Source organism: Myxococcus sp. CA005 (assembly GCF_006518205.1).
Lineage (GTDB): Bacteria > Myxococcota > Myxococcia > Myxococcales > Myxococcaceae > Myxococcus > Myxococcus xanthus.
On record NZ_SRLV01000017.1, the window covers coordinates 108,006 to 130,364 of the forward strand.

General features: G+C 66.2%; 21 protein-coding genes, 1 tRNA gene and 1 pseudogene. 1 reads left to right on the top strand and 22 read right to left on the bottom strand.

The features are described 5' to 3' along the window. Window positions 1-10 precede the first annotated feature (10 nt). Window positions 11-1,867: an OPT family oligopeptide transporter gene (locus tag FMQ63_RS10410; RefSeq protein WP_020478562.1), complete on the bottom strand. Its 1,857-nt coding sequence runs from the start codon at window positions 1,865-1,867 to the stop codon at window positions 11-13. Window positions 1,868-1,883: 16 nt separating this feature from the next. Continuing rightward, complete coding sequence (locus FMQ63_RS10415) at window positions 1,884-2,297, bottom strand: hypothetical protein (protein WP_020478561.1); 414 nt, start codon at window positions 2,295-2,297, stop codon at window positions 1,884-1,886. On the opposite strand from FMQ63_RS10415, the gene FMQ63_RS10420 reads away from it, so the two are divergent. Beyond that, window positions 2,296-2,784 (top strand): GyrI-like domain-containing protein, encoded by a 489-nt coding sequence (locus tag FMQ63_RS10420; protein WP_011553139.1) that lies wholly within the window; start codon window positions 2,296-2,298, stop codon window positions 2,782-2,784. The two genes, FMQ63_RS10415 and FMQ63_RS10420, sit on opposite strands and share 2 nt — an antisense overlap. Window positions 2,785-2,903: 119 nt before the next feature. Here FMQ63_RS10420 and FMQ63_RS10425 read toward each other — a convergent pair whose 3' ends face one another. The 20 genes and pseudogenes from FMQ63_RS10425 to tuf form a co-directional block, all read right to left on the bottom strand. Further along, entirely contained in the window at window positions 2,904-3,926 is a 1,023-nt protein-coding gene (locus FMQ63_RS10425) for a carbohydrate kinase (protein WP_011553137.1), read from the bottom strand. Continuing rightward, window positions 3,923-4,657, bottom strand: a complete 735-nt coding sequence (recO, locus tag FMQ63_RS10430; RefSeq protein WP_011553136.1) for a DNA repair protein RecO — start codon at window positions 4,655-4,657, stop codon at window positions 3,923-3,925. The genes FMQ63_RS10425 and recO overlap by 4 nt, the downstream gene beginning before the upstream one ends. A gap of 9 nt (window positions 4,658-4,666) precedes the next feature. Further along, a complete protein-coding gene (locus tag FMQ63_RS10435) occupies window positions 4,667-5,053 on the bottom strand; it encodes a RodZ family helix-turn-helix domain-containing protein (RefSeq protein ID WP_011553135.1) in 387 nt (128 codons plus the stop codon). 22 nt (window positions 5,054-5,075) lie between these two features. Next, window positions 5,076-5,837, bottom strand: coding sequence for a social motility TPR repeat lipoprotein Tgl (gene tgl / locus FMQ63_RS10440; RefSeq protein ID WP_011553134.1), 762 nt, complete (start codon window positions 5,835-5,837; stop codon window positions 5,076-5,078). A gap of 37 nt (window positions 5,838-5,874) precedes the next feature. Next, a complete protein-coding gene (locus tag FMQ63_RS10445) occupies window positions 5,875-6,342 on the bottom strand; it encodes a hypothetical protein (RefSeq protein WP_011553133.1) in 468 nt (155 codons plus the stop codon). Between the two features lie 32 nt (window positions 6,343-6,374). Then, the gene (locus tag FMQ63_RS10450) at window positions 6,375-7,064 is read right to left on the bottom strand and encodes a hypothetical protein (protein ID WP_026114167.1); all 690 of its coding nucleotides are present in this window, start codon (window positions 7,062-7,064) and stop codon (window positions 6,375-6,377) included. A 129-nt stretch (window positions 7,065-7,193) separates the two neighbouring features. Beyond that, entirely contained in the window at window positions 7,194-7,934 is a 741-nt protein-coding gene (locus FMQ63_RS10455) for a lytic transglycosylase domain-containing protein (RefSeq protein ID WP_011553131.1), read from the bottom strand. Further along, window positions 7,931-8,281 (bottom strand): phasin family protein, encoded by a 351-nt coding sequence (locus FMQ63_RS10460; protein ID WP_011553130.1) that lies wholly within the window; start codon window positions 8,279-8,281, stop codon window positions 7,931-7,933. The genes FMQ63_RS10455 and FMQ63_RS10460 overlap by 4 nt, the downstream gene beginning before the upstream one ends. Window positions 8,282-8,453: 172 nt before the next feature. Then, window positions 8,454-8,981, bottom strand: coding sequence for a hypothetical protein (locus FMQ63_RS10465; protein ID WP_090494973.1), 528 nt, complete (start codon window positions 8,979-8,981; stop codon window positions 8,454-8,456). A 210-nt stretch (window positions 8,982-9,191) separates the two neighbouring features. Next, window positions 9,192-13,403, bottom strand: a complete 4,212-nt coding sequence (rpoC, locus tag FMQ63_RS10470) for a DNA-directed RNA polymerase subunit beta' (RefSeq protein WP_011553128.1) — start codon at window positions 13,401-13,403, stop codon at window positions 9,192-9,194. Window positions 13,404-13,537: 134 nt separating this feature from the next. After that, entirely contained in the window at window positions 13,538-17,764 is a 4,227-nt protein-coding gene (gene rpoB, locus FMQ63_RS10475; protein WP_011553127.1) for a DNA-directed RNA polymerase subunit beta, read from the bottom strand. A gap of 177 nt (window positions 17,765-17,941) precedes the next feature. Next, the gene (gene rplL, locus FMQ63_RS10480) at window positions 17,942-18,310 is read right to left on the bottom strand and encodes a 50S ribosomal protein L7/L12 (RefSeq protein ID WP_011553126.1); all 369 of its coding nucleotides are present in this window, start codon (window positions 18,308-18,310) and stop codon (window positions 17,942-17,944) included. 103 nt (window positions 18,311-18,413) lie between these two features. Continuing rightward, a complete protein-coding gene (rplJ, locus tag FMQ63_RS10485; protein WP_011553125.1) occupies window positions 18,414-18,935 on the bottom strand; it encodes a 50S ribosomal protein L10 in 522 nt (173 codons plus the stop codon). Window positions 18,936-19,331: 396 nt separating this feature from the next. Next, entirely contained in the window at window positions 19,332-20,045 is a 714-nt protein-coding gene (gene rplA / locus FMQ63_RS10490; protein WP_011553124.1) for a 50S ribosomal protein L1, read from the bottom strand. Between the two features lie 36 nt (window positions 20,046-20,081). After that, entirely contained in the window at window positions 20,082-20,528 is a 447-nt protein-coding gene (rplK, locus tag FMQ63_RS10495) for a 50S ribosomal protein L11 (protein WP_011553123.1), read from the bottom strand. Window positions 20,529-20,674: 146 nt separating this feature from the next. Next, the gene (nusG, locus tag FMQ63_RS10500) at window positions 20,675-21,217 is read right to left on the bottom strand and encodes a transcription termination/antitermination protein NusG (RefSeq protein WP_011553122.1); all 543 of its coding nucleotides are present in this window, start codon (window positions 21,215-21,217) and stop codon (window positions 20,675-20,677) included. Beyond that, entirely contained in the window at window positions 21,217-21,660 is a 444-nt protein-coding gene (secE, locus tag FMQ63_RS10505; RefSeq protein WP_011553121.1) for a preprotein translocase subunit SecE, read from the bottom strand. The genes nusG and secE overlap by 1 nt, the downstream gene beginning before the upstream one ends. 100 nt (window positions 21,661-21,760) lie before the next feature. Further along, window positions 21,761-21,836: transfer RNA gene (locus FMQ63_RS10510), tRNA-Trp, on the bottom strand. A gap of 23 nt (window positions 21,837-21,859) precedes the next feature. After that, entirely contained in the window at window positions 21,860-22,024 is a 165-nt protein-coding gene (rpmG, locus tag FMQ63_RS10515; RefSeq protein WP_011553120.1) for a 50S ribosomal protein L33, read from the bottom strand. A 99-nt stretch (window positions 22,025-22,123) separates the two neighbouring features. Then, window positions 22,124-22,359, bottom strand: a pseudogene (gene tuf, locus FMQ63_RS10520) (elongation factor Tu); the annotation flags it as partial.

The following is a 22,359-nucleotide window of genomic DNA, read 5'->3' on the forward strand; positions in this document are numbered from 1 at the left end:
GAAACGAACGTTACCAGAGCGCCTGGCTCAGGACGATGACAACCCCCATCAACCCTTCGCCTGCAATGAGGCCGGCGGCCAGCGTCACCACCCGCCCCTCCTGCACCCCTGGATTCGCCCTGCGGGCCAAGGCCGCCGCCACCCCGCCCAGGAAGAACCCCAGCGCCGTGGACGCCGGCAACAGACAGGCCAGGCCCATGCCCAGAGGCGAGGGCACCCAGTGTCGCACCCGTTCGGGAAGCAGTCGCTCCGTCAGCGTGAGGACAGCGGCGGCGAGCGCGGCCCAACCGAGCGCCGCGCGCGTGCCCGGCTCCAACCCCGAGAAGCCCGAAGCCAGCACCTGGGCGATGCTGGCGGTGACCGTGGCGGCGGGTGCGGGGAAGCGCTCGCCCCCCAGCGCCGAACGGTCCGGCACCAACAGGAAGAACAGCGGCACCACCGCGGCGGCCCCCACCGCGCAACCCACGAGCTGCGCCAGGAACACGCGGCGGGGATGGGCCCCCAACAGGTGTCCCGTCTTCGCGTCACTGAGGAGGTCCGCCGCGGACGACGCCGCGTTGACGGTGATGCCCGCGGTGGCGAGGTTCGCCTCCACGTTGCGCGGCAGCAGCACGCCATAGGTCATCTGCGTCACCTGCCCCAGCGGGCCCACGGGCGTGACATCCGTCTCCCCCGTGACGCGGCAGGCGATGAGACACAGCACGAATGACAACGCCACCGCGAGCGCGGCGTGTGGCAGCGGAACGCCAAAGCCCACCTTGGCCACGGCGAGCGTGGCGGGCGTCAACACGACCAGGCCCGCCAACAGCCAGCGTCCCGGCACCTGAAGTGCGTCCACCGGATGGGGCGCCACGGAGGGACGTTTGAAGAGTCCCTTCAATGCGCGCCCCAGGACGCGGCCCTCCAGCGCGAAGTGCAACAACGACGCGGTGGTGAGCGCCGCCGTTCCGGGCCAGAGACTCCAGGCGAGGAAGTCTCCATCTGGAAGCAGCAGCCCCGAAGCGAACACGCGCGGTGCCACGACTCCGTGAATGAGCAGCGCGCCCAGGAACCAGGACGCCGTGAGCCGCAGTCCCAGCAGCGCGCCCGCGCCCAGCGGAAGCAGACTCATCTCGAAGCCAAAGCCCAGGCGCTCCAGCGACATCCCGCTCAGCGTTCCGGGGAAAGGAAACACGTAGGGAAGGCGGCCCAGCCCATCCCGCACCAGGGTGACGAGCGCGGCGATACCTCCGCCCAGGCCCAGCATCGACAGCCGCGGACGGGACGACGCGCCCGTGGTGTGAAGAGCACGGATGGTCGCCGCCGCGGCCGTGCCCGTGGCGAACGGAAGCTGCTCATGGTCCACCAGCTTGCGCTTGAGGGGCACCGCGAAGAGCACGCCCAGCGCGGACAGGAGGAAGGTCCACGCGAGCAACGCCCACGCGGGGGGATGACTGCCCGTCGTGAGCAACCACGCGCCCTGAACGGATACCAGGGCGCCGCCCGTCGCATAGCCCGCGGACGAAGCCACGGCCTGCGCAGAGCACGTCTCCAGCGGCGAAAGCGGAGCACCCGCGACGCCCGGCGCCACGCGCCGCATCGCTCCGTGTGCCGTGTGCGCGAGCAACGCGGCGGTGATGGCCACGGGAAAGGCCACGGCCATCTTCAGGCCCGCGTAGAGGTTGGTCGCGCAGGTGATGGCACCAATGCCACTTCCGAGCAGCACCGCCCGCAGGGTGAGCTGTGGCACCCGGTCCCCCTGAAAGACCTCGCGCAGCCAGAAGGTGTCCAGGGCCTCGGGGGAATCCCCTGGGATTCGCAGCAGCGTCAGCGGTGCCTGCGCCGGTGTCACTTCCTCGGAGGCAGCTTGGGGGACGGGCTGAGACATGGGCCGTTCCATCTTTTCATTCCGAGGCCATCGGGGACGAGCCCCCTTCCCCGTTCGCCACCACGGGACGCAGGCGCTGCACGCCCAGCATCAGGAGGTACCGGTCGGCGACACCGGGCAGATAGCGCTCCAGGTGAAGCCCATCGGGACGGAATCCCAATTCGGCCAGGAAGCGGAACACGCGATGCGCGGCCTGGTCATCACGGACGGCACACTCCAGCGTCGCGAACAGGGTCGGCGCCATCTCCTGCCGCCGGCTCCCGGGAGGCAGCCTCCTGCGGGATTTGATGCGAAAGCCCACCTCGCCCAGAAGTTGCCCGTCCGCCACGTCGAGTGTGCGAACGTAACCACTCGTCAGCACGGGGATGCCGCGGCGCTCGAGTTCCTTCTGAGGTTGAACCAGCTTCAAGGTGGAGGGTTCGGAAACCATGAACGTTTCCATCGTCTCCCGAGATGAAATCAAGCTGGTGGGCATCAAGGTGGTCGGCCGGCGCAGCGAACTGAGCCACCGCGTCCCGCTGGCGTGGCTGGAGCACCTCTCTCGTCTGGACGAACTGCCCGGAGTGGTCGACCGCGACGTGTTCCATGGCTGCGTGCCGGGCAGCGACCACGAGCAACCGGGCGATGACCCCGTCTACCAGTACTGGGCCACCACCGAGGTCCGAGTCCTCGACGGGGTCCCAGAAGGCCTGAAGGCCCTCACGATTCCCGCGCGCGACTACGCCATGACACCGGTGCAGGGCACGGCGGACGCCATCAACGCGGCCTACGGCCGGCTGGCGAATTGGCTTCAGTCGGAAGGCAGGCGCTCAGCCCCTGCCGCCTACGTGCTGGAGCGATACGGCCAGCGTCGACAGCCTGTGACCCCGCCGTACGAGCGCTTCGATTACGAACTGCTCACGCCCCTGGCGCCCTGAGCGACTTCTCCCAGGTACCGTCAACGAGGAGCGCGGGCACCAAGCAAGCGCCCGCGTCAAACCGTGCGCACGACAACAGAAGATTGTTCGTCGGACGCGACGACACCACCGTCACAGCACTATGCGCGAGAGCTGTCCGGACGCGACGGCATGACGTGAGCCAGCACTTCCGCCCGGGGAAGCCCATCCACCGCACCGAGCTTCTCCACGACACGGGCCCCGACCTCACACGCGAACGTGGCCAGCGTCACCAACTCCTCACCGGTTGCATCACGCAGCCCCCCAGCGCCGCCGTACCAGCGCACCAGCCCCTGAAGCAGGCCCGCGACGAAACCATCGCCAGCACCGGTGGTGTCGACGACGCGCGCCTGCGGCGCCGCGACGTGGATGCACTCCCCCTTCCACTGCAGCAGCGCGCCACGCTCGCCCAGCGTCACCACGGGCAGCGGCACGCCCATCGCGGCCAGTCGCGTCAGCGCTTCGTGGGGCACCTCCGTCCCCGTGACGAAGCCAATCTCCTCCTCGGAGAGCTTCACCACGGTGCACAGCGGCAGCATCCGCGCCAGCAGGCCCTTCAGGAGAGACGTGTCCTCCCACGCGTGCAGCCGCAAGTTGGGGTCACAACTCACGATGAGGCCCGCGTCGCGCGCCAGCCCCAGCATCCGCACCGCGGCCTCCTGCGCCTCCGGCCACTGGAGCGAGTTGGAACCACAGTGCACTGCCTTCGCCCCCGACAGGAACGCCGCGTCGACATCCGCCTGTCCCAGCAGGAACTCAGCGGAGCGTGTCCGGAAGAAGGTGAAGCTGCGCTCGCCCTTCCCATCCAGGGAGATGAACACCAGCCCGGTGCGAGCCTCCGCCGTCTGGCGCAGGTGACTCACGTCCACGCCTTCCGCCGCCAATCGCTCGCGAAGGAAGTGCCCGAACTCATCCGCGCCCACCACGCCCAGCATGGCTGGACGCAGCCCCAACCGGGCCAGCCCCACCGCGACATTCGCCGGCGAGCCACCAGGGCACGGATGCCACGCGGGCACGTCGCGCACGCGGTGCCCTGGAGCCGCCGGGAGGAAGTCCACCAACGTCTCGCCAAAGCACACGACATCCAGCGGCGGCATGAGCCCCTCGCTTCCGAACTTCGTCAATCCAGGCCCACCTGGGCCATGAAGTCCACGCTCTTGAGGCGGCGACCCAGGTGATGGGCAATGAAGACGTTGAGCAGGCCGCGAGCACGCGCGCGCAGCTCCGGCGGGAGCGGCGTGCGCGCCCCTTCCTGGAGCGCGCGCAGGCCCGACAGCAGCGCCACCGGCACCGCCACGGACTCGCGAGCACGGACTCCACACGGCTCACACACCGCGCCGCCATGGGCCTGGTCGAAACGAGGCCGCTCGCCCGGAGCGCCGCCACACAGCGAGCACGAATCAAACCGAGGCATCAACCCCGCGTGCGCCAGCGCGGACAGCTCGAAAGCCAAGAGCGACGTGGGCCCGGCCTCCTTCGCATCCAGTCGCGTCAGGTACGACTCCAGCAGGGCAAACAGCTCCGGCTGCGGCTCATGGTCCCGCGTCAGCTCGCGGCACAGCTCCACCGCGTACAAGGCCCGGGCAATCAGGGACAGGTCCTCGCGCGCCGCATAGAAGCCCGCGACGATGTCTGTGCCGTCCAGCCGCACCGTGCTGCCGCGCGTCTCCACGATGTGCACGCGAAGCCGCATGAACGGCTCCAGCGCGCCGGCGAAGCGCCGCTTGCTCTTGCGTGCGCCCGCGGCGAAGGCCGTCAGCTTCCCATGCTCGCGCGTCAGCAAGGTGACGAGCCGGTCGGACTCGCCATAGTCCACCGAGGACAGCACGAGCGCGTCGTCGTCGTATCGCTCCATGGAGATGCTTCAACGCGCGAGCGGATTGGGAAGCTTTCCGCTCAGCACCAGGAACAGGTACACGCCCAGGAGCAGGGCCGCCAGCAGCACGGACAGCCCCACGTAGGCCCGCTTGCGCCGCTCCTGCTCCAACTGCACGGGAGATGGCGCCGGGACGGACTTGTCCACCTCCTCGTAGCGCAGCACGGCCTCTTCCGGAGACATGCCGATGACCTGCGCGTACGCGCGGATGTAGTTCACCACGAAGATGCGCGAGGGCAGCCGTTCCACCTGACCGGCCTCGAGCGCGGTGATGAGCGTGGGAGGAATCTTGGTCTCCCGCGCGACGTCGTCACGCGAGAGCCCTCGGAGCTCTCGCTGCTGGCTCAGGTATTTGCCGAAATCGACGTGGTCCACGGGTCCCCAGATACCCAACGCGCTAGAGCTTTTCCAGCAGCCTCCGGCAGTCATCCTTCAGCACCTGTTCACCAGCTTTCGCCTTGGTCTCACAGGTGGCGAAGGCTGCCTTCGCCGCATCGACCTGCCCCAGCTTCGCCTGGCAGACGCCCTCACGCATGTACGCTTCCGCCACGTCCGGGCAATTCTCGCGGTAGTGCGTGAACTGGCGGCACGCCTCGGAGGTGCGCCCCGTCTCGTCGTAGATGAGCCCCAGGTTCTTGTAGCCCAAACAGAAGTTGGGGTTGGTCGTCACCGCGGCCTTGATGCTCTCCACCGCGCGGTCCGGCTCGCCCTTCTTGTAGTACGCCCACCCCAGGTTTCCCTGGGCGATGAAGGGCGTCGGGTAGAGCATGTCATTGAGGACCAGCTCATAGAGCTTGATGGCGTCGTCGTAGCGGCCCTGGTCCAGGTGCACGTTGGCGAGGTTGGTGCGCGCCTCGGAGAAGTCGGGGCGAACCTCCAGTGCCTTGGTGTAGTGCTTGACGGCCTCGTCGGGACGGCGAAACGCCAGGTGCAGCAGGATGCCCATGGCGTTGTTCGCGTCGGGGTAGTCCGGGTCGTTCTTCAGCGACACCTGCAGCTCGCGCAGCGCATCCTGGAGCTCGCCGGCCTGCTGGGCCTGCAACGCCAGGTCGTAGTGAATCTCGGCGCTCCGCTTCTCCTTCTCCGTGGGCGTGTGGGAGCAACCGGAGGACACCAGCAGCAGCGCGAGCGAACAGGACGCGGTGGAAAGGCGGAACATGGGGAGCGGCTCTCGACGAGGGTGAGGGGGCGGTGACTCAGAAGGCGGCCAGGAAGCGGCCCAGGGTGGTGGTGACGTTCTTCTTCTCCTCGGCGCGCGCCACCACAGCGGGCACGAGCGTCGGGTCCTTGAAGAACACCGGCAACGTCTTGAGCTGCTCGTCCTGCTGCTCGGGGGCCATCGCGCGCCAGTTGGCGTCGTCCATCATGAACCCGAGCGACTCCACGAAGGCCAGCGCGTCCCCCTCGTCGTCGCGGTACTCATCCGCTGACACGTTGCGCCGGCCGGACAGGTACACCGCGCAGTCCGCGGCCTCCGCCAGGTACAGGTACACGAAGACGGCCGCGGTCCCCTGCCCTCCCCGGAGGCCCACGACAAAGGCCTGCGCCGGACCGGCCTGCTTGCCCGGAATGGCCACGTGCGGCGCGTTGAGGGAGGTATGCAGCGCCAGGATTTGTTCCCGCGTGGCGGGCAGCCCGCGGTAGCGCTCGTCGAGGTTGAACACGGTTGTCTCCGTTACCCGAAGCCCCGCACCCGTCAGCGCGTGGTGAGGGTGAACTCCTGTGTCGCATCCTGCGTGTCCGCCGCCGTCTTCTGGAAGCGAAGGATGGGATTGTCGATCATCACGTTCCCGCCGCCCTCGTTGCCCTCGCCAATAATGACCCGAAACACGTGGGCAGGCGAACTGCTGCGCGCGTCCCCGGCGTTTCCCTTCCGGGCGATGAACGTCACCTTGTTCGCCCCCGGCCGCAGGTTGCGGGTGATGTCCACCACCACCTGGTCCTCGTTGCCTCGCAGCTTGCGCAGCCACGTGGAATTGATGAACACGTCGATGTCGTACCCCGTCATCCCCGGCACCGTCTGCTCCGTCACCAGCCAGTAGCGCTGGGTGAGGCGCCCGGGGGCCGTAGGCGCGCCAGGCGCCTGCTGCGCCGCGGGAGGCTCCTTCGCGGAGGGGGCCGCCGGCCCCGGGGAGGCGGGCGCCGGTGCCTGGGGCGACGCGGCGGGGGCCGGAGGCGTCACCGCCGTCACGCGGGCCGCGTAGCCCGGCGCGTCGATGTGCACGTTGCCGGCCTCGTCGATGCGGACGGTGGCCTTCTCGAACTTCTGGTTGGTGACGCCGTCAATCTTGACGCCGTTGAGGAAGACGGAGCCTGCGTGCGCCCCGAACGGGGCCAGGGCCAGGGTGGCGGCGAGCGCGGCACTGGGGAACAGGGGGTTCTTCATGCGGGTCACTCCTGAGAATCTCCAACAGTCCCGGGCACTTGGAACGCTTAGCGCACCCGGCGGGACGGAACAAGGCGCGCATACACCCCGTTGGAGCGTCCCAGTTGCCCGGAGATTCACCCCACCCACTCAGGGCATGGGCTCGGGAGGCACCTCGCGCTGCGCCAAGGCCCAGTCACCGCCCAGCCCGTGGCCCTCACGGAAGCGCCGGAAGTCCCGGCGGACCGCGCGCGGATAGCGCCGGAAGCGCTCCAATTCGCCCTGCTTGATGGCGTTGCGGATGCGGGTGGGACCGGCGTTGTAGGCCATCAGCGCCAGGTCCAGGTCCCCACCGAAGCGCTCCTGTAACGAGCGCAGATAACGGATGCCCAGCCGCACGCAGAGCGCGGTGTCCGCGGTCACCTCCTCGCGGGACAAGCGCAGTCCTTCCTTCTCCGCCAGGAAGTGCAGCGTGCTGGGTTTGATCTGCATCAACCCGCGCGCGCCCTTCACGGACACCGCATCTTCCGTGAAGTCCGACTCCACGTCGATGATGGCCAGGATCAGCAGCGGATCATACGCGAGCCGCCCGGCCTCCTCGGCGATGGCCTGGATGAGCTGCCGACGCAGCGTCAAGCCCAGGTCCGGGGCCCGGCGCGCCAGCACCGCGTCGATGAGCGACGCCTCGGGGGAGATGACCTCCGCCGCCACGACGCCCGGGACGACGGGCTGCACCGGCCGTTCCTCCAGCAACGGCACCAGCCGCGCCGACACGACGAGCGCCGCCCCCGCGAGCAGCGGGAGCCGGGAACAACCCGAACTGAAGGCGTGGAGACGTTCGAAGAGCCGCGTACCGAAAGACCTCCCGCCCGAAGGGGCGGGAGCTTTCACTTCCGGTGCTCCAGGGCCTGGATGCGCTCGGCCAGCTTGTCCAGCCGGGTTCCAAACGCCGCCAGCTCCTCGCGGCGGGGCAGCTTCATCTTCGTCAGGGTCTGGCGCACCCGCTCTTCCACGTTGTGCTCCAGGTCCTTGCGGTGGCCCGCCAGCCGCTCGCTGAATTCCCGGGCCTGGCGCTTCACCTCGTCCTGGCTCCAACCCGCCACCGCGGCCACGCGCTGCACGGCCCGTGAAGCTTCTTCCTCGGCCGTGTTCACCGCCAGCAGGGCCTGGCTCCAGAGACGCTCGAACGTCTCCGTCACGGAGTGCTTCTCTCGGGGGGCCTCGGGCTTGTTGTCCATGGGGTCTCTCCGGGAGGTGTACAGGCCAGACGTTCAGGCCCGAACCGGTCGGGGAACGGCCGAAATAAGCACACCCCCGACGTGAAGGGAACGACGGCGATGTGCCTCCCCCTTCTCTTTCGTACTCCGAGAAAGGGAGAGGTCACACTGCCTGTCGGGATTCGGCGGAACTTCAGGCGCGCGGCGAGGACGCGGGGCTGCTCGCGGGCTTCGCGCCGTTCACCCGACGGACGGGCTTCAGCAGCGAGTCCACCTTGCGGGACAGCTTCGCCAGCTCCTTGTTGAGGTCCTTCAGCTGCGCCTGGCTGGCCACGCCCACGGCCTCGACGACGCGCGTCTGGATACCGTCAAAGCGCTTGCGCAGCTCGGTGCCCGCGGCGTCCACGCGCCGGCTCAGCTCGGTGCTGGCCTCGTTGGCGCGCTTGCTCAGCTCCTGCACGCGGGGGTCCGTCAGCAGCTCACCGGCCTGGAACTTCGCCCACAGCGCCTGGGCCTCCTTGGCGGCCTCCTGCCCACGGGACTCCAAGGTCTTCACGACCTTGCCCGCTTCGCCTTCCAGCTCCTCGATGCGCTTCTGCGCCTGGGAAATCTGGGCCTTCAGAAAGCTCTCCACATTCTGCGCCAGTCCGCTCTTCGCAGCGGCCTCGGAGCTCTGAACTTCGTTCTGCGTCGCCTCGGTCTCGGTCTTCGTCGTGGCCATACCGTCCTCCCCTATCCCGGCTTTCACCGGGCGGTAACCAGGTGCGTCACTACAACGTTCAACAGCTAACGCAGCGCGCCATAAGCGTCAAGCCAACGACGAGCCCATAACGCGATTAGCCATAAACAAAGGAAAACCGCCGCCCCAGAGAAAGCTCTGGGAGCGGCGGTTGTCTTTCAGCGAACGCTTTGAGGACGGCTGGGGCGCGGATTAGGCCGCGCCGGTCGTCTGCGTGCCTACCGGGCGGGAAGGCTCGCCCAGGGGGCCGGTGTCGCCGTGAGTGGCGGCCAGGGCGGCCTCCATCTCATTGACCTCGTCGGTGGGGCTCTCCACCGCGATGTCCAGGTGCTTGTAGTTCGGCAGACCCGTGCCGGCGGGGATGAGCCGGCCCATGATGACGTTCTCCTTGAGGCCGCGCAGGTAGTCCACCTTGCCGTTGATGGCGGCCTCGGTGAGCACCTTGGTGGTCTCCTGGAAGGACGACGCGGAGATGAAGGACTCGGTGGAGAGCGAGGCCTTGGTGATGCCGAGCAGCAACGGCTCGCCAACGGCGGGACGCTTGCCTTCCGACATGACCTTCTCGTTCTCCTCCTCGAACACCCACTTCTCGACCTGCTCGTCGACCAGGAAGTTGGTGTCGCCCACATCGGTGACGCGCACGCGGCGGAGCATCTGCCGCACGATGGTCTCGATGTGCTTGTCGTTGATCTTCACGCCCTGCAGTCGGTAGACCTCCTGCACTTCGTCCACCAGGTAGCGCGCGAGCTCCTTCTCGCCGAGCACCTTGAGGATGTCGTGCGGGTTGGCCGAGCCGTCCATCATCGCCTCGCCGGCCTTCACGCGGTCGCCGGAGTGGACGCTGATGTTCTTGCCCTTGGAGATCAGGTACTCCTTGGCCAGGTCCGTGCGCTGCTCGCCGTTCACCTCGGGGGTGATGATGAGCTTGCGCTTGCCCTTGGTGTCCTTGCCGAACGACACCACGCCGTCGATCTCCGCGATCGCCGCCGCGTCCTTCGGCTTGCGCGCCTCGAAGAGCTCGGCCACGCGAGGCAGACCGCCCGTGATGTCCTTGGTCTTCGTCGTCTCGCGCGGCACCTTGGCGATGACCTCGCCCGGGTGGATCTCATCGCCGTCGTTGACGGTGATGATGGAGCCCTGCGGCAGGAAGTAGCTCGCCGGGTTGCGGGAGCTGGGCAGGTCCATCATGTTGCCGTTGGCATCGCGGATGGTGACGCGCGGACGCGCCTCCGGGTCCTTGGACTCGATGACCGTCTTACGCGACAGACCGGTCACCTCGTCCAGCGCCTCGGACATCGTCACGCCTTCGATGATGTCCTCGTAGCGCACGACACCGCCGACCTCGGTCAGCAGCGGAATCGCGAACGGGTCCCACTCCGCCATGAGGACGCCCGGCTCGATGCGCTGGCCTTCCTTCACGAGGATGCGGGCACCGTAGATGACCTGGTAACGCTCGCGCTCGCGGCCCGAGTCGTCCACGACGACGATTTCGCCGTTGCGGTTCATGGCCACCAGCGTGCCGTCCGTCTTCTGCACGGTGACGAGGCCCGCGAACTTCACGCTACCCGCGTAGCGGTTCTCCAGGCTGGACTGCTCCGCGCGCCGCGTCGCCGCACCACCGATGTGGAAGGTGCGCATCGTGAGCTGGGTACCCGGCTCACCGATGGACTGCGCCGCGATGACGCCGACCGCCTCACCCACGGACACCTTGCGGCCGCGGGCCAGGTCACGGCCGTAGCACTCCACGCAGATGCCGCGCTTGGCCTGGCAGGTGAGCACCGAGCGGATCTTCACCTTGTCCATGCCGCTGTTCTCGATGCGGCGGACGCGGTCCTCGTCGATCTCCTCGTTCGCGCGCACCAGCACCTCGCCCGTCACGGGGTCGAGGATGTCATCCAGGGCCACGCGGCCCAGGATGCGCTCGCCGAGCGGCTCGATGATCTCGCCGCCCTCCACCAGGGCGCCGATGAACAGGCCGTCCATGGTGCCGCAGTCGTACTCGTTGATGATGGCGTCCTGCGCCACGTCCACGAGACGGCGGGTGAGGTAACCGGAGTTGGCCGTCTTGAGCGCCGTGTCCGCCAGACCCTTACGGGCACCGTGCGTGGAGATGAAGTACTGCAGCACGGAGAGGCCTTCACGGAAGTTGGCCGTGATGGGCGTCTCGATGATTTCGCCGGAGGGCTTCGCCATCAGGCCACGCATACCCGCCAGCTGACGGATCTGCTGGGCGCTACCACGCGCGCCCGAGTCGGCCATGATGTAGATGGGGTTGAAGGACGGCTGCTTGCGCGTCTCACGCTTGCCGTCGCGGTCCCCGGTGGTCTCCTCCTGGGAGATCTGCTGCATCATCTCCTGGGCGACCTTCTCGGTGATCTCCGCCCAGATATCGATGACCTTGTTGTAGCGCTCGCCGTCGGTGATGAGGCCCTCAAGGTACTGGTTCTCGATCTCCGACACTTCCTTGCGCGCGAAGTCCAGGAACTCCTGCTTCTTCGCAGGGATGATCATGTCCTTGAGCGCGATGGAGATACCGGCGCGGGTGGCGTTGTAGTAGCCGAGGCTGCGCACGCGGTCCGCGAGCAGCACCGTCTCCTTCTCACCCGTGAGGCGGTAGCAGAGGTCGATGAGGCCGCCGAGCGACTTCTTGTCGAGCACCTTGTTGATGGCGTCGAAGCCCACCGCGCGCGGGACGACCTCCCACAGGAGGACGCGGCCGACGGTGGTCTCCTTGCGCTTGCCGTCGATGCGGCAGACGACCTTCGCCTGGAGGTGCACCTCGCCGTGGTCGTACGCGGCACGCACCTCGTCGGGCGAGGCGAACACGCGGCCCTCGCCGCCGGCGAACTCGCGGGCGCGGGTCATGTAGTAGATGCCGAGCACCATGTCCTGCGTCGGGACGATGATGGGCTTGCCGTTCGCGGGGCTGAGGATGTTGTTCGTCGACATCATCAGCACGCGGGCCTCCATCTGAGCCTCGATGGAGAGCGGCACGTGCACGGCCATCTGGTCGCCGTCGAAGTCGGCGTTGAAGGCGGCGCACACCAGCGGGTGAAGCTGGATGGCCTTGCCTTCAATCAGCACGGGCTCGAAGGCCTGCATGCCCAGACGGTGCAGCGTGGGAGCGCGGTTGAGGAGCACCGGGTGCTCGCGGATGACGTCCTCGAGGATGTCCCAGACCTCGGGACGCTCCTTCTCCACCATCTTCTTCGCGGACTTGATGGTGGTGACGTAACCCTTCTCTTCGAGCTTGTTGTAGATGAACGGCTTGAAGAGCTCGAGCGCCATGATCTTCGGCAGGCCGCACTGGTGCAGACGCAGCTCGGGGCCCACCACGATGACGGAGCGGCCCGAGTAGTCCACGCGCTTGCCGAGCAGGTTCTGGCGGAACCGGCCCTGCTTGCCCTTGAGCATGTCGGACAGCGACTTCAGCGGGCGCTTGTTGGGGCCCGTGATGGTCTTCCCGCGGCGGCCGTTGTCGAACAGCGCGTCCACGGCCTCCTGCAGCATCCGCTTCTCGTTGCGGATGATGATGTCCGGAGCGTTCAGCTCCTGGAGGCGCTTCAGACGGTTGTTGCGGTTGATGACGCGGCGGTACAGGTCGTTCAGGTCGGAGGTCGCGAAGCGGCCACCATCCAGGGGAACGAGCGGGCGCAGGTCCGGCGGAATCACCGGAATCACGTCCAGCATCATCCACTCCGGCTTGTTGCCGGAGACGCGGAACGCCTCGGCCACCTTCAGGCGCTTGGCGTACTTCTTCCGCTTCGCCTCGCTGGTGGTCTCGCGCATGTCCTTGCGCAGCTCTTCGGACAGCTTCTCCACGTCCAGCGACTTGAGCATCTCGCGGACGGCCTCGCCGCCCATGCCCGTGGTGAAGGAGTCCTCACCGTGCTCCTGGTAGAGCCGGTGCATCTTGTCCTCGCTGATGAGCTCGCCCTTCTGCAGCGGCGTCGCCTTCGGATCGAGGACGATGTAGCTCTCGCAGTAGAGGACCTTCTCCAGCTCCTTCAGCGTGATGTCGAGCAGGTTGCCGATGCGGCTCGGCAGCGACTTGAGGAACCAGATGTGGGCCACCGGCGTGGCCAGGGTGATGTGGCCCAGGCGCTCACGGCGCACCTTGGACTGGATGACCTCCACGCCGCACTTCTCGCACACCACGCCGCGGTGCTTCATGCGCTTGTACTTGCCGCAGTTGCACTCGTAGTCCTTCACCGGCCCGAAGATGCGGGCGCAGAAGAGCCCGTCCCGCTCCGGCTTGAACGTGCGGTAGTTGATCGTCTCCGGCTTCTTCACCTCGCCATGGGACCACTGGCGAATCTTGTCGGGCGACGCCAGGGCGATGCGGATGGCGTTGAACGACAGCGGGTCCTTCGGCTTCTCGAAGAAGTTGAAAATGTCCTTCACGTTGCCTCCGAAATCTCGTTGGGCGCCCCCACATCCAAGGGGGGCCGCCAGCTGATTCGGGCCCCCGCCCCGTTCCGGCCGCGCCCGCCCCTATCGGGACGGCGGGCGGCCGGTCAGGCGGGCGCTCCGTGCAATCAGGCCTCAGTTCCCGTCTTGCGCTCCTCGCCGTCACCACCGCCGAGGAAGTCGCCTCCGAAGCTGCGCTGCCGCTCCGGCGGGGCGCTCTCCAGCAGCTCCACGTCGAGCGCGAGCGACTGGAGTTCCTTGAGGAGCACGTTGAACGACTCGGGCAGGCCGCTCTCCAGGACGTTGTCGCCCTTGACGATGGCCTCGTACATGCGCGTGCGGCCCACCACGTCGTCCGACTTGACGGTGAGGAACTCCTGCAGCGTGTACGCCGCGCCGTAGGCCTCCATCGCCCAGACTTCCATCTCGCCCAGTCGCTGACCGCCGAACTGCGCCTTGCCGCCCAGCGGCTGCTGCGTGACGAGCGAGTAGGGCCCGATGGAGCGGGCGTGGATCTTCTCGTCCACCAGGTGGTGCAGCTTCAGCATGTACATGACGCCCACGGTGACGTTCTGGTCGAACGGCTCACCGGTGCGCCCGTCGAAGAGCACCATCTGGCCCGAGCGGGGCAGCTGCCCCTCGTCCAGCAGGGCGTGGATCTCCGTCTCCTGTGCGCCGTCGAAGACGGGCGTGGCGACGTGGATGCCCCGCTTGGAGCGGAGGCACAGCTGCTTGATCTCCTCGTCGTCGAGCTTGTCGAGGAACTCGCCGAACGCCGGGTCGCTGTAGATGACCTTGAGGCGCTCCTTGATGGCGTCCGAGCTCCAGTTGGCCTCGACGTAGCGCTGCAGCGCTTCGCCAGTGCCCTTGGCGGCCCAGCCCAGGTGCGTCTCGAGGATCTGCCCGATGTTCATGCGCGAGGGCACGCCCAGCGGGTTGAGGACGATGTCCACCGGACGCCCGTCCTCCAGGTACGGCATGTCCTCCTCGGGGAGGATGCGGGACACGACGCCCTTGTTTCCGTGGCGGCCGGCCATCTTGTCGCCCACGGCCAGCTTGCGCTTGATGGCGACGTACACCTTCACCATCTTGATGACGCCCGGCGGCAGCTCGTCGCCCTTCTTGATGCGGGCGATCTTCTCGCCGAAGGCCAGCTTCACGGCCTCCTTCGTCTCCTCCAGGTTGCGGAGGATGTCGCGCAGGCGCGAGTCCAGCGGGTCGCCGACGGAGATCTCACCCCAGTACTTGTAGGGCACCGTGGACAGCAGCTCGTCGTCGAGGATGTCCCCCTTCTTCAGGAGGATCTTCCCCTTGTCATCCACGAGCTTGCCCTGGACCTCCTTGGTGCGCACCAGGCCGCGGATGCGGCCGAACGCGCTGTCCTGGAGGACCTTGATCTCGTCGTTCTGGTCCTTGAGGAGCTTCGCCTCCTCCATGGACTCGATCTGCTTGGCGCGCTCGTCCTTCTCCACGCCCTTGCGGCTGAACACCTTGGCGTTGATGACGGTGCCCACCACGCCCGGAGGGACGCGCAGCGAGCTGTCACGCACGTCGCCGGCCTTCTCGCCGAAGATGGCGCGCAGCAGCTTCTCTTCGGGAGACAGCTGCGTCTCGCCCTTCGGGGTGATCTTGCCCACCAGCACGTCGCCGGGCTTCACCTCGGCGCCGATGCGGATGATGCCGCTCTCGTCGAGGTCCTTGAGGGCCTCCTCACCCACGTTCGGGATGTCGCGGGTGATCTCCTCCTTGCCCAGCTTGGTGTCGCGCGCGATGCACTCGAACTCCTCGATGTGGATCGACGTGAAGACGTCGTCCTTGAGGATGCGCTCGCTGATGAGGATGGAGTCCTCGAAGTTGTAGCCCTGCCACGGCATGAACGCGACGACCACGTTCTGGCCCAGCGCCAGCTCGCCCGTCTCGGTGGCCGGACCGTCGGCGATGACGTCACCCTTCATCACCCGGTCGCCCTTGCTGATGATGGGCTTCTGGTTGAGGCAGGTGTTCTGGTTGGAGCGCTGGTACTTGAGCAGGTTGTAGATGTCGACCTCGCTCGTGACATCGCTCAGCGAGGCCGGCACGTCCGCCTTCACCACGATGCGGCCGGCGTCCACGCTCTCCACGATGCCGTCGCGCCGGGCCACGCAGGTGACGCCGGAGTCGCGGGCGACGATGGACTCGATGCCCGTGCCCACCAGCGGCGCCGCGGTGCGCAGCAGCGGAACGGCCTGGCGCTGCATGTTGGAGCCCATGAGCGCGCGGTTGGCGTCGTCGTTCTCCAGGAACGGGATGAGCGACGCGGCCACCGACACGAGCTGCTTCGGGGACACGTCCATCAGGTCCACGTCCTCGGCGCGAGCCTGGACGAACTCACCACCCCGGCGGCTGGACACCAGCGCGTTGGCGAACTTGCCCTTCTTGTCCGTCTCCGCGTTCGCCTGGGCGATCGTGTGCTTCTCCTCCTCGAGAGCGGAGTAGAAAGCCACGTCGTTCGTCACCACGCCCGCCTCGACCTTGCGGTACGGCGTCTCGACGAAGCCGAACTCATTGACGCGCGCGTAGGTGGACAGCGACGCGATGAGGCCGATGTTCGGACCTTCCGGCGTCTCGATGGGGCAGATGCGGCCGTAGTGCGTCGGGTGCACGTCGCGCACCTCGAAGCCCGCGCGCTCGCGGGTGAGGCCACCGGGCCCGAGCGCCGACAGGCGCCGCTTGTGGGTGACTTCGGACAGGGGGTTCGTCTGGTCCATGAACTGCGACAGCTGGCTGGACCCGAAGAACTCCTTGATGACCGCCGTGACGGGCTTGGCGTTGATGAGATCGTGCGGCATGAGCGTCTCGATCTCCTGGAGGCTCATGCGCTCCTTGATCGCCCGCTCCATGCGCACCAGGCCGATGCGGTACTGGTTCTCCAGCAGCTCGCCCACCGCGCGGACGCGGCGGTTGCCCAGGTGGTCGATGTCGTCGATGGTCCCCTTGCCGTTCTTCAGATCGATCAGGTAGCGGATCACCTCGAGGATGTCCCGCTTGGTGAGGATCTGCCCGTCGAGCGGCTCCTCGAGGCCGAACTTGAAGTTCAGCTTGAGGCGGCCGACCTTGGAGAGGTCGTAGCGCTCCGGGTTGAAGAACAGGTTGGTGAACAGGTTGATGGCCGTCTCCGGCGTCGGCGGATCGCCAGGGCGCAGGCGGCGGTAGATCTCCATGATGGACTGCTCGGGGGTCTCGAGCTTGTCCAGCATCAACGTCTCACGCAGGTACGGGCCCACGTTGAGGTTGTCGATGAAGAGGACCTTGAACTCCTTGATGCCGTGCTTGAGGAGCTCGTCGACCTTCTCCTGGGTGACTTCCTCGTTGCACTCGAGGAGCACCACGCCGTTGGTCTCTTCGACCACGTCGTAGGCGGACACCTTGGTGAAGAGCTCGTCCGCATCGATCGGGAGCGTCTTCATCTTCGCCGCTTCGAGCTTCTTGATGGCGGCGCGGGTGAACTTGCGGTTCTTCTTGACGATCAGCTCGCCCGTCTTGGCCTTGATGTCGCGGGTCGCGCGCTGACCGGGCAGCAGCTCGAGCTCGACGCTCTTCTCGAACTCCTCCGCGCTGTGGAGGTAGATCGTCTCCGTCGCGTAGTAGTAGTTGAGGATCTCCTCGGTGGAGCCCTTGAACTCCAGCGGGTTCTTCTTCGCGGTGTCCGGGACGGCGCCGAGCGCGCGGATGAGCACCGTGGCCGGCAGCTTGCGGCGGCGGTCGATGCGCACGTACAGCAGGTCCTTGTGGTCGAACTCGAAGTCGATCCACGAACCGCGGTAGGGAATGATGCGGGCGTTGTAGAGCAGCTTGCCAGACGAGTGGCTCTTGCCCTTGTCATGGTCGAAGAAGGCGCCCGGGCTTCGGTGCAGCTGGCTGACGACGACGCGCTCGGTACCGTTGATGATGAAGGTGCCGTTCTGGGTCATCAGCGGGATTTCGCCGAAGTAGACCTCCTGCTCCTTCACGTCGCGGATGGACTGGGCGCCGGTCTCCTCGTCCTTGTCCCACACGACCAGGCGCACCACCACCTTGATGGGCGCCGAATACGTCATGCCACGCTGGTGGCACTCATCTACGTCGTACTTCGGGCGCTCCAGGTGGTAGCTCACGAACTCCAGCGAGGAGGTCTCGTTGAAGTCGCGGATAGGGAACACCGACTTGAAGACGCCCTGAAGACCGAGGTCCTCGCGCTTGTCGGCGGCAATGTCCGCCTGGAGGAACTTCTCGTAGGACTGCTTCTGGATGTTGATAAGATTGGGAATGTCGATGATCTTCGCGATCTTCGCGAAGGTCTTCCGCACGCGGAAATTGTTCTGGATCTGCGTCGGCATTCTGGCTCCGGGGACGACTGCTCGGGCGGGCAAACTTCAGTAACGCGCGGCGGCGCCGGGAAATTTGCAACGGTCAAATGGGCAAAGCCGGCGCCCCCACTCAGGGAGCGCCGGCCTGCACATCCGGTCAGGAGGCTGCCCGAAATTTCCCGGAAAACCGGACAACCCCTGTAGAAACTACTTGATGTCGACGGTCGCACCAGCCGCGGTGAGCTGGTCCTTGATCTTCTTGGCGTCGTCCTTGTTGACGCCTTCCTTGACGTTCTTCGGAGCGCCCTCGACCAGGTCCTTGGCCTCCTTCAGGCCCAGGCCGGTGATCGCGCGAATCTCCTTGATGACGTTGATCTTGTTGGCGCCGGCGTTGGCCAGCACCACCGTGAACTCCGTCTTCTCCTCGACAGGAGCGGCGGCGGCGGCCGGGCCCGCGGCAACGGCCACGGCGGCGGCGGAGACGCCCCACTTGCTCTCGAGCTGCTTCACGAGCTCGGCCGCCTCAAGGACGGTCAGGGAGGAGAGCTGGTCAACAATCGCGTTCAGGTCAGCCATTGAAATGTGTCCTTCTGGTTTCGACTAACGGCCAACTCCCCCTTTGGAGAGTTCCGGCCGGAGAGGTTGCGGTAGAAAAACTTCTCGAACAGATGAGGGCTTCTCAGCCCTGCGCCTTGTCCGCGTTGGCCTGGACGACTCGGGCGAGCTGCGAACCCGGAGCCGCGATGGTCCGAACCAGCTTGCTCGCGGGCTCGCTGATGACGCCCAGCAACTGCGCGCGAAGCTCGGGCAGACCCGGCAGCTTCGCCAGGGCCTTCACGCCGGCGACGTCGACCTTGCGGCCTTCGACGACGGCGGTGCGGATCTTGATCTTGTCCTCGATGTCCTTCGCGAACTCGACCAGGATCTTCGCGGGAGCCACCACGTCGCCGTAGCTGATGCACAGGGCCACGGGGCCCGTGAAGTCATCAGCGATGACCGACACGGACGTGCCCTGCGCGGCACGGCGCGCCAGCGTGTTCTTGATGACCTTGTACTCGACGTTGCCCTCGCGGAACTTCTTGCGGAGCTTGGTCACCGTCTCCACGTCCACCTTGGTGAATTCGGCGACGACGGCGGAGGTCGTCCTCGAGAACTTCTCGTGGAGCTCCTTGATCATCTCTTCCTTCTCGCTCTTCAGCACTTTGACTCACCTCCTTACTGGGCCCGCCTTTTCAGGACGGGCGTGATGCCTGGGCCAAAGTGGCAGAGCGAGAGGAGCCTCGAGAGGCACCACACCGCACCTCCAGTCTCGGCAGGGCTGACCTTGCGGTCGTTTGAACCAGGGGTCGAAGGTGCCGTCCGGCCGGTTGCCCGGCTGCCAACGGAACATGCATCCTCTTCGCCCAGGTCCCTGCTGTCATGAACCAGGTGTCGGGACGCCGCGCCTCACGACGTGGCGCCCCAATTGCAAAAGCCGGGGGCCTATACCCCCGGCTTCAGCAAAGATCCAGAACTTTCGAACCTGTGACGTCAGACAGGTGACAGCCCTGACCCGTAGTCAGGGCTGCGTCCCCCTGCCCGTGCGGCCGGACGGCGATTAGCCGTGGCGCGTCTTGATCTCCATGGTGTCGAGCTTGATGCCCGGCCCCATGGAGGACGAGATGGCGATACCCTGGAGGTACACGCCCTTCGCGGCGGCCGGCTTCAGCTTCATCACCAGGTCCACCAGCGCGTTGAAGTTGGCCTCGAGCTTCTCGACCTCGAAGGAGGACTTGCCCAGCTTCGCGTGGACGATACCGGCCTTCTCGGCGCGGAAGTCGACCTTACCGCCCTTGGCGTCGCGAATGGCCTTCGCGACATCCATGGTCACCGTGCCGACCTTCGGGTTCGGCATCAGGCCGCGGGGACCGAGCACCTTACCGAGGCGACCGACGACACCCATCATGTCCGGGGTGGCGATGACGGTGTCGAAATCGAGGAAGCCCTCCTCGATGCGCTTCTGGAGGTCCTCGGCGCCGACCACGTCCGCGCCGGCGTTGGTCGCGTCGGTGGCCTTCTCACCCTTGGCGAACACGGCCACGCGCACGGTGGCGCCGGTGCCGTGCGGGAGCACCACGGCACCACGGACCATCTGGTCCGCGTGCTTCGGGTCCACGCCCAGGTTGATGGAGACGTCGACCGTCTGGTCGTACTTGGTGGAGCGAGCCTCCACCGTCTTCTTCAGGAGCTGAAAGCCCTCGGCGACGGCGTAGCGCTTATCGCGGTCAACCAGAGCGGCGGCCGCACGGAACTTCTTCCCAGTCTTAGCCATGACAGAAATCCTTGTCGTGAGTGGGTGCGCGGCGGCCTAGCCGACGACGTCGATGCCCATGGAGCGTGCGGTGCCAGCAATGGTGCTCATGCAGGCCTCGAGCGACGCGGCGGTGGTATCCTGGATCTTCTTCTTCGCGATTTCCTCGAGCTGGGCGCGGGTGATCTGCCCGACCTTCTCCTTGCCCGGCTTCTTCGCGCCCGAACCCTTCTTCTTCTCCGTGTGGAGACCCGCGGCCTTCTTGATGAGGACGGCGGCGGGAGGGGTCTTCAGGATGAAGGTGAAGGAGCGGTCCGCATACACGGTGATGACCACCGGGATGATGAGCGCTTCCTTGGCTTCCGCCTGGGTCTTCGCGTTGAACTGCTTGCAGAACTCCATGATGTTCACGCCCTGCTGACCGAGCGCGGGGCCGATCGGCGGAGCGGGGTTCGCCTTGCCGGCGGGGATCTGCAGCTTGACCTGACCTGTGATCTTCTTCATCGAACGACAACTGCCTTTCGAGTGGGTGGTGCGAGCGGGCTACCAGACGGGGAAGCCCTCCCACCCATGAGTCCGGCCCCAATACGGGGACCAGAAATGCGAACGCCGCGCACGCCATACAGGAGTACACGGCGCGGCATCAACTGCTAGCCGGTGGTCTTCTCCACCTGCATGAAGTCCAGCTCCACCGGGGTGGCTCGGCCGAAGATGCTGACCAGCACCTTCACCCTGCCCTTCTCCGCATTGACCTCTTCCACGGTACCGTTGAAGTTCGCGAACGGACCGTCGATGACGCGCACCGTGTCGCCGTCGTCGAACTGCACCTTGGGCTTCGGCTTGAGCGTACCTTCGGAAATCTGCGACGTCAGCCGCGCCACTTCCTGATCGGAGATGGGCAACGGATTCTGATTCTGCACCGTTCCCGGGAACCCGGTGATCTTCGGCGTGTTCTTCACCAGGTGGAGCGTCCGGTCGTTCAGCTCCATCTGCACGAAGATGTAGCCGGGGAAGAACTTGCGGCGAGAGGTCTTCTTCTCGCCCTTCACCATTTCGACGACCTGTTCCATCGGAATCAGGATTTCACCGAACTGGTCCTGAAGGCCCTCCAAACGGACCTTCTCTTCCAGGCTCTTCTTCGCCTGGTTCTCGAAGTTCGAGTAGGTGTGGACCACGTACCATTTCATCGCCATTACAACTTCCCCCACATGGCTGGCAGCCACTCCACCATCAGGTTGTAGGCGGCGGTATCGATGCAGAAGAGGATGACGGCGGCAACCAGGGACGCCACGACGACGGCCATGGTCGACGCCTTGGTCTCCGACCAGGTGGGCCAGGTGACCTTCATCAACTCCGAAGCCACATCGATGGACAGCGCATGGGTGCGCGGGTGGAAGTACGCCCCCACAGCCAGTCCCACGGCCAGCACGTAGCTCACCAGGGTGGACACCTTCCAGTCCAAGCCCTCGATGAGGACCGGGTCGCTCCAGCTGAATCGCGCCCACAGCAATCCGAGCAGACGCTCCAGGAAGAGGGCCAGGACGATGCCGACGAGAAGATAGAAGATGACCACGAGCCGCTTCGGATCCATCGCCGAGCGGTTAGCCTGCTGGCTGGCCTCTGATGCCGTCGCCATGGTGCCTCACGAGGTACTGCGGATGCGAATTCGCGAAACTGCGAAAACACAGGAACCCCCGGCACCTCCAGGTACCGGGGGCCCCGCGACTACTGAGAGTTGGCAGGCCAGGAGGGATTCGAACCCCCAACACGCGGATTTGGAGACCGCTGCTCTACCGTTGGAGCTACTGGCCTAGAACCTTCCCTGAACTACCGACCTAGACCTTACCTTCCTTGTGGTCCTGATGCTTGCGGCAACGAGGACAGAACTTGCTCAGCTCGAGCTTATCCTGGCTCTTCCGCTTGTTCTTCGTGGTCGTGTAGTTCCGCTCCTTGCACACAGTGCACTCGAGCGAAATAATGGAACGATTGCCCTTCGGCATGACCTACCTCACCAGATACGAGAGGGGAAGGCTACCACAACGCAGCCCTCCCCTCGGAATCGGGACAGTGAGCCCGGCGGCCTCACGGCCGACCCGGCATTACTCGATGATTTCCGCCACGACGCCGGCGCCCACGGTGCGGCCACCCTCGCGAACAGCGAAGCGCAGCTCCTTCTCCATGGCCACGGGGGTGATGAGCTCCACCTCGATGGCGATGTTGTCGCCCGGCATCACCATTTCGACGTTCTCCGGCAGCTTCACCGAGCCCGTCACGTCCGTGGTGCGGAAGTAGAACTGCGGGCGGTAGCCCTTGAAGAACGGGGTGTGACGACCGC